The sequence below is a fragment of the Micromonospora palythoicola genome (assembly GCF_036689795.1).
GTDB classification, from domain to species: Bacteria; Actinomycetota; Actinomycetes; order Mycobacteriales; family Micromonosporaceae; genus Micromonospora; species Micromonospora palythoicola.
This window is the reverse complement of record NZ_JBAGKI010000034.1, coordinates 1-13,526: the sequence shown is the minus strand read 5'-3', so window position 1 is coordinate 13,526 and position 13,526 is coordinate 1. Positions and strand designations below refer to the sequence as shown.

Sequence of the window (13,526 nt, the reverse complement as noted above, 5' to 3'; positions counted from 1 at the left end):
TGGGCCGACCACTCCGCTGCGTCGGCCAGAGGGCCGACCCACCCCGGCCTGACCGTGGGTGTCAGGCCGTCAACCGGACCTGCCTCTACCCCCGAGGCCCGGCCGGCGCCTCCGGGTGGGTCAGTGCCCACCCGGAGGAGTTCGTTCAGCCGTTGGGGAACAACTTCCCGTAGTCGGCGTAGGCCATGGCGACGTCCGCCTGGGCCCAGAAGCGGTGGTAACGGAACTCGGGCTCCGGCCCACCGTCGAGGTACGCCTGCACCTTCGGCCACGCCGGGTCGTCCTTGTAGAACGACCGGATGTCGACGAAGCTCTTGCCCGGAGCGATGACGTCACCGTTGGGCATCTCACCGGTCCAGCCCGGCGGGATGTACAGGCCCTGCCCGGTCGAGGCGTCGTAGACGTCGTCGAAGCGCCGGTAGTCGCCACGCTTCTCCACCGTCGAGACACCCTGGGCGTCGCTGTTGGCGTGCAGCGCGTCCAGCAGCCCCTTGGCGGTTTCCTTCGCCTCGGTGTTGCCCGACTTCGCCGCGTACGCGATCAGGGTGCGGGCGTAGGCGGCGGCGACGCCGACGTCCTGGCCCCGGTTGATCACCTCGACGTGCAGGTTGTTGTTCGGCTGCGGGTTGGTCGGGTTCCAGTTGGTGGGCTGGCCGGTCCATTCCATGTCCGACGGGATGGACCAGTCCTCACCCAGCGTGGTGTGCTCGATCGCCCACGGCACCCACTTGTCCAACAGCGCCTTGGCCTTGGCGTTGCCGCTGACCAGGTACAGCTCGGCGATGCGCTGCATCGACCAGGCCTGCATGCCGAACCACTGGTTCGACGGCGGGTCGTTGTAGACCGGGTCCTCGTCGTAGAACATGCCGTAGAAGGTGGCCGTGCCGGCCGGCGGCTGGCCGTAGTGCCCGCCCCAGCTGTTGGTCGCGCCACCGGCGATGCCGCCCTCGGCCGACTGGAGCCAGGTGTAGAGCTCCAGCTGCCGGTTGAGGCTGTTGGTCCAGTCCGCCGCCGCGGTCGGCGAGCGCGGCTTGAGCTCGTCGACGTTGGTCAGCGCCCAGGCCGCGAACGGGTTCTGGTAGCCGAAGTGGCTGTGGCTGGAGCCGATCCGCCAGGACCAGTTCTGGCTGGTCTCGTACGCGCCGCCCCAGGCGTAGTACCAGGAGAGCAGGTAGTGGGCGGAGGTGCGGCCGGAGCCGGCCGGGCAGGCGCTGGCCCCGACGCAGTTGCCGACCCGCTTGAAGTACTTGTCGAACAGGGCGTACCGCAGGTAGTCACCCATCTTGGCGGCCTTGGCCACGGTGGCCGCGACGTCGGCTGCCTTGTTCTGCTCCTTGGCCCAGGTCAGCGCCCAGTACGCGGCCTGCACGGCGCGCGCGTCGGCGTCCGGGGCGTTGGTGTACTTCCACTGCTTGGCGGGGGCCTGCGACTCCTTGATGAACAGGTCCAGGTAGCCGTACTGGCCGCCGTGCGCGAAGGTGTCGCAGGACGGCTGCGGCACGGTCTCCCACACCGATTCCTGGGTGCCCCGCTGGAAGGTGTTGATGTAGGCGGGGCGGGTGGTGCCGTCGCCGCAGCGGCCGTAGCCGTAGACGTTGTCGACGTCCAGCAGCCAGTGCATGCCGTAGATGGAGCCGGTGTTGTAGGTCGACCGGAGTTCCGCGCGCAGCGGGTCCTGACCGACCGGCACGTTCGAGTCCAGCTGGGACGGGTACTGGCTGGGCAGGTCGTGCTCGGCGGCGTAGGTGGCGTCACCGGCGGAACCGGCGGTCGGCTGGTCGGCGTCGGACGGGATGATGTACTTCTCCATCACCGTCCAGGCACTGTTGAACGGCGCCCAGTTCTGGGTCACCCGACCGTAGTAGGCCTCCAGCCACAGCCAGAAGCTGAACGCCTCGGAGGTGGTCTCGTGGCCGTGGTCCGGCGCCTCGACGATCAGCGTCTCGATGGAGTGGTACGGCACGCCCTCCGGGCTGAAGTAGCCCGAGTTCTTGATCTTGTTGTACTGGGTGAGGAAGCGCTGCACGTACTCGCCGTCCCCGCCGGGCACGTCGTTGTCGATCTCGGTGACGGTGACCGTGGCCGGCGTGTGGCCGGTGGCCGAGGCGGTGACGGTGGCGGTGCCACCGACCGTGTCGGAGTCCTCCGCGGCCCGGACGGTCACGTCGACGCCGGTGTTCCAGTTCGACGTGGTCAGCGTCGCCGAGGTCGGCGTGACGGTGACGTCCGTGTCGCCGGTGCGCGCCAGGCTCACCGCGACGTTCGCGGTGGGCGCCCGGTTCAGCTTGAGGTTGAACGTCGAGCTGCCGCCCTCGGGGACGGTCACCGCGGTCGGCGTGGCGACCAGGGCCGGCGAGGTGGCGCCGGCGACGGTGAACGACCGCTCGGCGATCGCGGACAGACCGCTGTTGTCGTACGCCCGGGCCTGCACCGTGTAGTCACCGGCCGGCAGGCTCTCCAGGGTGTACGCGTAGGGCGCGCTTGTGTCGGTGTTGACCAGCAGGCCGTTGCGGTAGAACTCGACCCGGGCGACGGTGCCGTCCGGGTCGCTCGCGGTGGCGGTCAGCGGCACGGTGGCCGGGGCGGTGAACGGGCCGGCGGGCACCGACAGGCTGACCGTCGGAGGCTGCTGCGCCGTGCCGCCACAGGTGACCCCGTTGACCGAGAACGAGGTCGGCTTCGCGTTGGTGCCGGAGTACGAGCCGTTGAAGCCGATGTTGGTGCTGCCGCCGGCCGGGATGTTGCCGTTCCAGGACTCGTTGACGGCGGTGACCTCGTTGCCGCTCTGGCTCCACCGGGCCGACCAGCCCTGGGTGACCCGCTGGTTGCCGGGGAAGGCGAACTTCAGGGTCCAGCCACTGATCGCGTCACCGGTGTTCCTGATGGTGACGTTGGCGGTGAAGCCGTTGCTCCAGTCGTTCGTCGTATAAACCACGTCGCAGGCCGGTGCGGCCTGTGCGGCGGCGGCGGGAACCGTCGCCCCACCGATCGCCAGCGCCGCGGCGGCGAGCCACGCCAGGCGCCGACGTCTAGCCAGGTTTCTCATCTGCGCGGTGTCTCCTCGGACCAGGCCGGTGGCGATGACGCCCCGGCGGTGACACCTCGGGGACGACAGGTCCGCCGGGGTGCCAGTGGATGGTGGTCGCTGCGGCCCGGGTGGGGCCGGCGCGGCGGGGCACCGTACGGGACGGCAGCTGCTCCCGCTGCTGGCAGGACGCCGTACCGGACGAGCCGGAAGCCCTCGGCGACCCGCGCTCACGCGTACCTTGGCTCCGCGCGGTCGATCGACAGTGTGCCATGGAAGCGCTCCCAACACCAGCGAGAGAGCTTCCGGAAACACCGACTTGTTTCGATCTCGTTTTGGGGCTTTCACAAAGCCGTGACGGGCGTTACAGTCGCAGCAACGTCGATGGGAGCGCTTCCATCGACAGAGTTCCACCCGGAATATCGCCCGGGGTCGTGCCCACGGCTCCGGGGAACAGACCACAGGCCGACGGCGGGCCAGCCCGGACACCGCCGTCAGCCGTCACCCCACCACAGTGGAGGGAGGTGGATCCTCAGCCACTCGCGTGGCCCGGCTCCCGCGCGACACGCACAACTGGGACGCCAATCCGAACGTGCGTGTACCGCAACACGGTGGGGACGGGGGTTGCCCTCCCCCGTCCCCACACTAAACCCCCGTTCACGATGGGAAAAGAGGCCGACGGGTCAGACGCGCACCACCCGCGCGCCCCGCACGGCAGTCGACCCGCCCGCCGACCGCCATCCGCGACGCCCCGCCGACCGCCCGGGCGCGCACCACCGGTCCGCCCGCGGCACTCGGCGCAACCCGGCCCCGCCGCACCAGCTGCCCGACCGGCACAGCGCCCTTCCCCACCCCACGTCATCCCGCCACCGAAGCCGTCCGCCCCACCCCTCGTGACGACTCGGCCCAGCGGGGACCGCCTACCTCTACCCTTTTGTTGGGAGCGCTCCCGGTCGTAGGCGGTCGTCCCCATCCACGAGGAGAACCCATGTCGATACTCACCAGGCGGCACCTGCTGCGCCGCGCGGCGCTCTCGGCCACCGCCGCCACCCCGGTCAGCGCCGTGCTCGGCGCCACCGCCGCAGTCACCACCGCCACCGGTCTGGCCGGCTGCGAGACCGGCGACCCGGCCGACGACACGGCCACCGCGTCGTCCCCGGCCACCCGGCGTTCCTTCCCGCCCGACTTCGGCTGGGGTGCCGCGACCTCCGCGTACCAGATCGAGGGCGCCGCCAAGGAGGACGGCCGCGGCGAATCGATCTGGGACACGTTCAGCCGCACCCCCGGGCGTACCCGCAACGGTGACACCGGCGACGTGGCCGCCGACCACTACCATCGATATGCCGAAGACCTCGATCTGATGCGCGACCTGGGGCTGCGCAGCTACCGGTTCTCCATCTCCTGGCCGCGCATCCAGCCCGACGGAACCGGCGCCGCCAACCAACGCGGCCTCGACTTCTACCGTCGCCTCGTCGATGGCCTGCACGAACGCGGGATCGCTCCGATGGCCACACTGTTCCACTGGGATCTGCCGCAGGGTCTGCAGGACACCGGCGGCTGGGAGAACCGCGACGTCGCCCAACGCTTCGCCGACTACGCCGCGATCGTCTTCGACGCCCTCGGCGACCGGGTACCGGTCTGGCTGACCATCAACGAGCCGAAGACCGTGGTGCAGAACGGCTACCTCTTCGGCCATCACGCCCCCGGTCGGCAGGACCCCGACGCGGCGTACCTGGTCGCTCACCACCTCCAGCTCGCCCACGGCCTCACCGTCCGTGCCCTGCGCGCCACCGGGGGGAAGAGCCGCATCGGCCCCGCCTTCAACCTGCACCCCTGCTACCCCGCCGACGACTCGGCGGCGGCCGCGGAGGCCACCCGCCTCTTCGACGGCTACGAGAACCGCCTGTACCTCGACTCCGCGTTGACCGGCAGCTACCCGGCCGACGTGCTGGCCGACCTCGGACCCGACAGCCGGATGGTCCGCGGCATCCGCGACGGCGATCTGGACATCATCTCCAGCCCGATCGACCTGCTCGCCGTGCAGTACTACACCCCGATCTACGTCACCGCGTCCGGCGGCACGACGCGCCGCTGGCCCACCTCGGAGGCGGAGTGGCAGCAGATCTACCCGGACGGGATGTACGACATCCTGACCCGGGTCACCCGCGACTACGGGCCGATCCCGCTCACCGTCACCGAGAACGGCCTGCCCACCGCCGACGAACTCGGTGCCGACGGCACCGTCGAGGACGACGGCCGCGTCACGTTCCTCCGCGACCACCTGACCGCCGCCCACCGGGCCGTCGCCGAGGGCGTGCCACTGGAGAGCTTCCACGTCTGGTCCCTGCTCGACAACTTCGAGTGGGCCGAGGGCTACGAGCAGCGTTGGGGACTGATCTACGTCGACTACCCCACCCAGCGCCGGGTGTTCAAGCGCAGCGCCCACTGGTACCGCCAGGTCATCGCGGACAACGCGGTCTGACCCGCCCGTCTCGGCGGCGGCCCGGCTCCGGGCCGCCGCCGAGGCACGTACGATCCCCGCATGCGTGATCGAAGCGGATTGGGCCGGCCGTTCTGGACCTTCTGGAGCGCCGCCGCGCTGGCCAACCTCGGCGACGGCATCCGGGTCGCCGCCTTCCCGCTGCTGGCCGCCGCGCTCACCGACGACCCACTGGCCGTCGGTGCCGTCGCCGCGGCCCAGTTCCTGCCGTGGCTCGTCTCCGGTCTGCTCGCCGGCGCCCTCGCCGACCGCCGAGGAGCCCGCACGCTGCTGGCCGCCGCCGACACCGGCCGCGTCGTCGTGCTGGCCGCGCTGGCCACGACGGTCGCCCTGGGCTGGGCCACCATCGCCTACGTCGTCGCCGCCGCGTTCCTGCTCGGCGTCGGCGAGACCATCCGGGACACCGCCGCCCAGACCGCCGTGCCCAGACTCGTGCCCGACGCGCAGCTGGAGAAGGCCAACGGGCGCCTGGTCGCCGGAGAGATCGTCGGCAACGAGTTCGTCGGTCCACCGGTGGGTGCCCTGCTGTTCGTGCTGGGTGCCGCCATCCCGTTCGCCGTCAACGGGGCCACCCTGGCGCTGGCGGTGATGCTCGTCCTCTCGCTGCCGCTGACCCTGGCGCACCGCGCCACCCCGGACCCCGCCGACGCCCCGCCGGCCACCGCCGGTGACGGCGTCCTGGCCGGCCTGCGCTGGCTCCTCCGCCAGCCGATGATGCGTACCCTGGTGCTCGTCACCGCCGCCGTGGCCGCCGCGGACACCGCCTGGTTCGCGATCTTCGTGCTCTACGCCCGCGACGCTCTCGGCCTCGGCGCGTTCGGTTTCGGTCTGCTGCTGGCCACCGGCGCGGCCGGTGGCCTGCTCGGCTCGTTCGCCGCCGACCGGGTCCTCGCCCGCTTCCGTCACCGGTCCGTGCTGACCTGGTCGATGGCCGTCACCGCCGGCGTGCCGGTCCTGCTGGCCGTCGTCGGGCACCGCGCCGTCGCGGTGGTCGTGGTGGTCACCACCAGCGCCGCGTTCGCCGTGCTCAACGTCGCCGCACTGTCGGTACGCCAACGGCTGGTGCCGGGCGGGCTGCTCGGGCGGGTCATCGCCGCCTCCCGACTGGTCACCTACAGCTGCACCGCGCTGGGCGCGCTGGCCGGTGGTGCGCTGGCCGCCCGGGCCGGCATCGAGGCACCGTTCCTGTTCAGCGGCGTCGTCGCCGTGGCCGCGACGGTCGCCTGGTGGCTCGCCTCCCGGCCCACCACTCCCGGTGCCGGGCTCGGCCTACGGTAACGGCCGGCAGCCGCCGCCCCGCCGGCTCAGCGGGGCAGCGCCTGCTGCAGTTCGGCGCGCAGGGCCGGGGTCAGCATCTCGCCGGCCTGCTTGGCCAGCCGGGCCATCTCGTAGCCCACCACACCGATGTCCGCGTCCGCCGCCGCCAGGGTGGCCAGGATCGAGCCGTCGCGTACCTGCATGACCAGGAAGTAGCCCCGGCCCATCTCCACCACGGTCTGCTTGACCACGTCCCCGTCGAACATCTGGGCGGCGCCGGCGGTGATGCTCATCAGTCCCGAGGTGACCGCGGCGAGCTTGTCGGCGTGGTCCCGTGGCAGGTGGTCGGATATCGCGACCAGCAGCCCGTCGGAGGAGACCACCACCGCGTGCGCCACGCCGGGCACCCGCTCCGCGAACGCGCTGACCAGCCAGCTCAGGTCACGAGCCTCCTGCGACAACGTCATCACTTCCGTCCTCCTTCGCTCCACGCCCCGAGCGGTGGCACGGGTATCTCGGTGGTCTCCTCGGCCTCGGCCCGCCGCACACCGCTGTACAGCCTGGACAACATCCCGCCGACGGCTTCCGGGTCCGGATCGTCGCGGGTCGGCTGCCGCTGCTCCGGGCGGGCCGGCTGGGTCACCGCACTGAGCTGCGCCATCGGCACCCGCATCGGCAGGCCCCGCTCGTTCGTCCCGGCGGTCACCGGCACGACCGGCGGTGCCGGTGCGCCGGCACCGGCCGCGGGGACCGCCGACGTCGGTCCCTCCCGCGACCACCAGCCGCCACCGCCGCTCGCCGGCACCGCCGCCGGGGCGAGTACGTCCTCCGCGCGTACCGGCACCGGATGGGCCTGGCGGGGCACCGTGGTCGGACGGCGTCCGGCCACCGGCAGATCCCCCGGCCCCGGGTCGGCCGGGGCGACCGCGACCGGGCGAGGTGTCGCGACGGGCAGCCCGCGCGGCGACGGCGCCGGGTCCAGGCTCGGCGGTGGCGCCGCCGCGAGCAGCGGACGCGGCAGCCGTACCCGGGCCACCAGCCCACCGGCACCGCCGTGCAGCCGCACCTCGATGCCGTGCCGGGCGGCGAGGTGACTGACCACGAACAGACCCATCCGCTCGACCGTGGCCACGTCCGCCGCCGGCGGAGCGGCCAGCACCGCGTTCGCCTCGGCCAGCGCCGTCGCGCTCATCCCGAGGCCCTGGTCGGCGATCTCGATCACCGCACCCGGCCCCTCCACCCGGGCCATCACCTGCACGATGGTGTCCGGACGGGAGAAGGCGGTGGCGTTCTCCAACAGCTCGGCCAGCAGGTGCACCAGCTCACCGACCGCATGCCCGACCACGTGCAGGTCCGCCACCGCCTCGTGCCGCACCCGCTGGTACTGCTCGATCTCGGCGCTGGCCGCCAGCAGCACCGCGCTCAGCCCGATCGGCCGGTTCCACCGGCGGGTCGACTCGGTGCCGGCCAGCACGAGCAGGCTCTCGTCGTTACGGCGCATCCGGGCGGCCAGGTGATCGAGCTTGAACAGGTTCTCCAGCTGCTCGGGGTCGCCCTCCTCGCGCTCCAGGTCGTCGAGCAGCTCCAGCTGCCGCTCCACCAGCACCTGACTGCGCCGGGCGAGGTTGACGAACATCGCGTTGACGTTGCGGCGCATGTTCGCCTGCTCGACGGCCACCCCGACGGCGCTGCGGTGCACCGCGACGAACGCCTCGGCCAGCTCACCGATCTCGTCGAGGGACCGCACGACCGCCGGCGAGACGTCGATCGGTGGTACGCCACCGGAGACCGACCGCAACCGGGCCAGCGCCTCGGGCAGCTCGATCTGCGCGATCCGCAACGCCTGGGAGCGCAGCAGCCGGATCGACCGGGCCAACGACCGACCGATCAGCACCGAGATCAGCACCGCCACCAGCAGGACCGTGATGATCCCGCCGACGAGCAGCAGCGTCTCCCGCAGCTGGGTTTCGCTCGCGTCGTCGGCCTGCCGCGCCGAGGCCGCCAGCACGCTCGCCTCGAAGCGCTGCAACAGTTCGTGGCGGGCCTCGCTGGCCGTCCACCACTGCTCCGCGTCCAGCACCGCCGGCCCCGACACGCCCTGCGCCAGCGCCCGCTCCTCCATCCGGGAGGCGGCGACGAAGGCCGGATCCAGGCTCATCTCGTCGTAGCGGGTCACCTGGGCGCTCGTCGCCGCGATCCGGAACGCGCCGAGCGCGGTCAGCTGGCGCGCCCGCAGGTCGGGCAGCTGGGCCGCGTCCTCGGAGTCGTAGCTGCCGGCCCGGGCCGCCGAGTACAGCTCCGCCCGGACCCGTGAGGAGAGTTCCTTCGCCCGGGCGAACTGCACGTAGCGCAGCACCGCGTCGGCCAGCTCCGGCCGGTCGGCGCCGGGCGTCGGCTGGGCGAGCAGGTTCAGCAACGCGTCGATCGCGCGGTGGTAGTTACCGATGATGGTGTCGTCGGTGAGCAACACCGTGGTCATCGTGTTCCGGATGTAGTCGACCTGCTGGTACGCCTGGGAGGCCACCACGTAGACGTCCCGCCACGAGGCGTCCGCCTCGGCCAACGGCTCGGCCGCCGCGCGCAGCTCCGCGGCCGCCTGGTCGGCGGCGGCACGGTAGGGCTCCAACACGGCCAGCCGCTCCTCGCCGGCCTCCTCGTCGGCGGCGTCACGCAGGGCGGGCAGTTCCCCGGCCGTGCGGTCACGCTCCAGCTGCAACCGATGGGTCAGCGCGGTGATCTCGCGCCCGATGCCGACCTGCGCGGCGAAGTCACCCAGCACGCTGGCCCGGCCGACCAGGCTCTGGGTCTGCACGCCCGCCAGCACCAGGAAGGCGACCGACGGGATGACCAGCACCGTGGCCAGCTTGGTGCGCATCCGCCAGTCCTGCAGGCGCAGGGCAGAGCGACGCCGGTGGGGCACCACCCGGACGTCGAACCGACGCCGGCGGTGCTGCGACACCCCGGGCGCCTGCTCCGGTCCTACACCCACCCGCTCCTCCTCCCCCACGCGTCCGCCGCGGTCCGGGGAGCGCGGTCCATCCAACCAGGCCCGAGAGCAGTGTCAACGCCCTGCCCTTATGAACGGTTAAGGAAGGGTACTGCCGGTCGCCACCCTATGCCGAGGTCGCCGAGTCTTGATCATCCGTCCGGCCGATGTCGGCCACCACCACGGCATCGGCGATCCGGCCGGTGGCCACCAGCGCCGCGCCGGTGGCCCCGATCTCCGGGTGCCGCGCGAACCGGACCAGCCGGGGAGCCAGCACCGCGGCGAACGCCTCCCGCCACCACGTCGAGGCGGCTATCGCGCCGCCACCGAGGACCACCTCCACCGGCCGGCCCACCGTGGACTCCAGCACCACCAGATCCTCGACGACCTGCTCGCACACCCCGTACATGAGCCCGGCGAGCATCTCCACCGCGGTGGTGCCGAAGCCCAGCCCCCGCAGCTCACCCAGCCCGGCCGGGCGGATGCCCGGCGGCCGGTCGCCGCCGAACCGCACGTTGGCCGGCCGGCCGCCGTCGGGCGGCAGCAGCGCCAGCGCCTCCTCCAGCGCCCGGCCGGTCGGCAGCCGTAACTCCCGGTTCGCCCAGGCGAACAGGTTCCCACCCGAGGAGTACGCGACCCCGGTCACCACATGATCGTGGTCGACGCGGTAGCGCCACAGCCGGTGCGGCAGCACGGTCGACCCGGCGGACGTCGGCATCCGCTGCAACAACCGGACCGCGGAGGACGTACCCACGGTCACCGCCGCCCGGGTGGGATCCACACAACCGGAACCGACGTTGGAGGCGGCACCGTCACCGAGTGGTGGCGTCCAGCGGGCCCGGGCCAGTGCCGGCCACCGCCGGCCGTACTCCGCGCGCAGCCCGCCGTGCCAGTCGCGGGGGGCCAGTTCGGGCAGATCGGCGCCGTCGCTGCCGGCCAGGGCGCGTGCCTCCGGGTCCCAGTCCAGGGTGTGCAGGTCCAGCAGGCCGGTGCCGGACGCCTGTGACATCGACATCGGCGCCTCGGCGAGCAGCCGGCCGAGCACGTACTCGACCAGGCCGGTGAAGCGGGCGATCCGCGTCCCGGTGCGGGCGCGCAGCCAGGGCAGCCGCACCGACCAGTAGCAGCGGTGCCACCAGGTGCCGGTGCGCTGGTGGAAGGCGTCCGGGTCGGCCGGACCGACCGCCGTCGCCGGCGGCTCGGGCCGGGTGTCCAGCCAGGTCAGGACCGGCCCGAGCGGCTCGTCGCCGGCGCTCAGCGGCACCACCGAGTGCCACTGGCCGCTGACCGCCACCAACTGGACTCCGTCCAGCCAGCCCTGCCCGTGCAACTCGTCCAGGCACTCGATCAGGCAGGCCAGGTAGGCACGGGCGTCGAGGGTGCCGGCGCCCTCGTCGTCGACGGTGACCACCATCCGGCGACGGGCCAGCGCCCCCGGCACCGGTTGCGCGTCGTGCAGCACGAGCCCACGCACCGAGGAGGTGCCCAGGTCCAGCGCGAGAATCTTCATCGCGGGTCAAGGTACCCGGTGATCCCCACGGCACAACGCTGGCGCGCACCGGGTCCGCCGATCGGCTTCCGCGCCGGCCGTCCGACGCGTAGGGTGTTCGCATGCTCGCGCGACTGACCTGCTGGTGGCCCGCCGATCCGGCGGCCCTCCCCCGCGCGTAGCTTCATCCCACGCGGCCGCCCGACGAGGCGGCCGCCGGTCCTGTCCCGGTACCCGGGGCCGCCCCCGAGAGCGGTCGCCCGGCCCGAGGAGACCGATGCACCAGCTGACCGACCTGCTCACCACGCTCGCCGCCGGCCTCGACCCCGGCCCGTTCGCGCTGTTACGCCGCGACGGCGCCGAGCATCTCGACCTGTTCACCGGCACCGTGACGACCGTCGACCGGCTCGCCGACATCCCCCTGCCCACCACCACCGCCGGCGCGGCGACACTGGCCCTGGTGCCGTACCGGCAGATCGCCGAGCGGGGCTTCGCCTGCGTCGACGACGGGGTGCCGCTGGAATGCCTCCGCATCGACCACCACCACCGGCTGCCGTTGGCCGGTGTGCTGGACGCGCTGCCGACCGAGCCCGTCCGCACCACCGGCGCCGCCTTCGACACCGGCGACGACGAGTACGCCGCCACCGTGACCCGGGTGCTGGCCGACGAGATCGGCCACGGTGAGGGCGCCAACTTCGTCATCCACCGCACGCTGCGCGCCCAGGTGCGGGGTGCCCCGCTGACCGCCGCGCTGGCCGCGCTGCGTTCCCTGCTGACCCGCGAGCGCGGGGCGTACTGGACGTTCGTGGTGCACACCGGGGCGCGCACCCTGGTCGGCGCCAGCCCGGAACGGCACGTCAGCGTCGACGACGGTCTGGTGATGATGAACCCGATCAGCGGCACCTTCCGGCACACCGGCGCCGCCGCCGACCGGGCCGCGCTGCTGCGCTTCCTCGCCGACACCAAGGAGACCGAGGAGCTGTACATGGTCCTCGACGAGGAGTTGAAGATGATGGCCACCGTCGCCGAGCGGGGCGGGCAGGTCGTCGGGCCGTACCTGAAGGAGATGTCGCACCTGGCGCACACCGAGTACCTGCTGGCCGGACGGGGCACGAAGGACGTCCGTGAGGTGCTGCGGGAGACGATGTTCGCGCCGACGGTGACCGGCAGCCCGATGGAGAACGCCTGCCGGGTGATCGCCCGACACGAACGCACCGGACGCCGCTACTACTCCGGGGTGCTGGCCCTGCTCGGCCACGACGAGACGGGCCGGCAGAGCCTGGACGCGCCCATCCTGATCCGTACCGCCGAGATCTCCCCCACCGGTGAGCTGCGGGTACCGGTCGGTGCGACGCTGGTGCGCCACTCCACCGCGGCCGCCGAGGTCGCGGAGACCCACGCCAAGGCCGCCGGAGTGCTGGCCGCCCTCGGTCTCGGCCCCCAGGCACCGGCCGGGCCGCACCCCACGCTCCGGCTCGCCGACGACCCGCAGGTACGCGCCGCCCTCGCCGCCCGCAACGCCCCGCTGGCCCGGTTCTGGCTGGACCAGCGGCCACCGGGAGCGCTGGCCCTGCCCGCCCTGGCCGGCCGTCGGGCCCTGATCGTCGACGGGGAGGACACCTTCACCGGGATGCTGGCCCATCAGCTCGGCGCCCTCGGCCTGTCGGTGACCGTCGCGCCGTGGCACGACGAGCAGCCGGTCGGCGCGTACGACCTGGTGGTGGTCGGTCCGGGCCCGGGTGACCCGAACGGTGACACGGAGAAGATGACCAGGCTGCGCGCCCTGCTCACCCGGTTACTGGACGCCGGACACCCGACGCTCGCCGTCTGTCTCGGTCACCAGCTCCTCGCCGGTCTGCTCGGGTTGCCGGTGCATCGCCGCGACGCGCCCTACCAGGGGCTGCAACGCACGGTCACCCTGTTCGGCACGCCCCGCCGGGTCGGCTTCTACGCCACCTTCACCGCCCGCGCCGCCACCGACCACCACGACGGCCCGTACGGACCGGTGGAACTGGCCCGCGACGAGGCCGACGGCGCGGTGCACGCCCTGCGCGGGCGCGGCTTCGCCGGGGTGCAGTTCCATCCCGAGTCGGTGCTCAGCCCGGACGGGCTGGCGGTCCTGACCGACCTGTTGCGCGATCTGCTGCCGGCGCCGGCCGGTGAGGTGTCCCCGGCGGCGCAGGCCTAGCCGGCTCGATCCGGGGGAGCGCTGTGAACAGCCGGGGGGGGGGGGGGGGGGTTGGGCCCCCCCCCCCGGCCGCCCGGGGGG

7 protein-coding genes are annotated in these 13,526 nt (G+C 72.8%); 3 read left to right on the top strand and 4 right to left on the bottom strand.

The features are described from left to right. Positions 1–145: 145 nt before the first annotated feature. A complete protein-coding gene (locus V5O40_RS16620) occupies positions 146–3,046 on the bottom strand; it encodes a glycoside hydrolase family 48 protein (RefSeq protein WP_332906287.1) in 2,901 nt (966 codons plus the stop codon). A gap of 967 nt (positions 3,047–4,013) precedes the next feature. On the opposite strand from V5O40_RS16620, the gene V5O40_RS16615 reads away from it, so the two are divergent. Further along, positions 4,014–5,507 (top strand): GH1 family beta-glucosidase, encoded by a 1,494-nt coding sequence (locus V5O40_RS16615; protein WP_332906286.1) that lies wholly within the window; start codon positions 4,014–4,016, stop codon positions 5,505–5,507. A 60-nt stretch (positions 5,508–5,567) separates the two neighbouring features. After that, positions 5,568–6,803 carry an MFS transporter gene (locus V5O40_RS16610; protein WP_332906285.1) on the top strand — a complete coding sequence of 412 codons (1,236 nt, stop codon included), beginning with the start codon at positions 5,568–5,570 and terminating at the stop codon, positions 6,801–6,803. Positions 6,804–6,829: 26 nt separating this feature from the next. Here V5O40_RS16610 and V5O40_RS16605 read toward each other — a convergent pair whose 3' ends face one another. The 3 genes from V5O40_RS16605 to V5O40_RS16595 all read right to left on the bottom strand — a co-directional run bounded on the left by V5O40_RS16605 (position 6,830) and on the right by V5O40_RS16595 (position 11,278). Continuing rightward, positions 6,830–7,249 carry a roadblock/LC7 domain-containing protein gene (locus tag V5O40_RS16605; RefSeq protein WP_166458711.1) on the bottom strand — a complete coding sequence of 140 codons (420 nt, stop codon included), beginning with the start codon at positions 7,247–7,249 and terminating at the stop codon, positions 6,830–6,832. Then, positions 7,249–9,771 (bottom strand): sensor histidine kinase, encoded by a 2,523-nt coding sequence (locus tag V5O40_RS16600; RefSeq protein ID WP_332906284.1) that lies wholly within the window; start codon positions 9,769–9,771, stop codon positions 7,249–7,251. Before V5O40_RS16600 ends, V5O40_RS16605 begins: the two co-directional genes overlap by 1 nt. 124 nt (positions 9,772–9,895) lie before the next feature. Then, entirely contained in the window at positions 9,896–11,278 is a 1,383-nt protein-coding gene (locus V5O40_RS16595) for an FGGY family carbohydrate kinase (RefSeq protein ID WP_332906283.1), read from the bottom strand. Positions 11,279–11,534: 256 nt separating this feature from the next. On the opposite strand from V5O40_RS16595, the gene V5O40_RS16590 reads away from it, so the two are divergent. Then, positions 11,535–13,445 carry an anthranilate synthase family protein gene (locus tag V5O40_RS16590; protein ID WP_332906282.1) on the top strand — a complete coding sequence of 637 codons (1,911 nt, stop codon included), beginning with the start codon at positions 11,535–11,537 and terminating at the stop codon, positions 13,443–13,445. Positions 13,446–13,526: the final 81 nt, after the last annotated feature.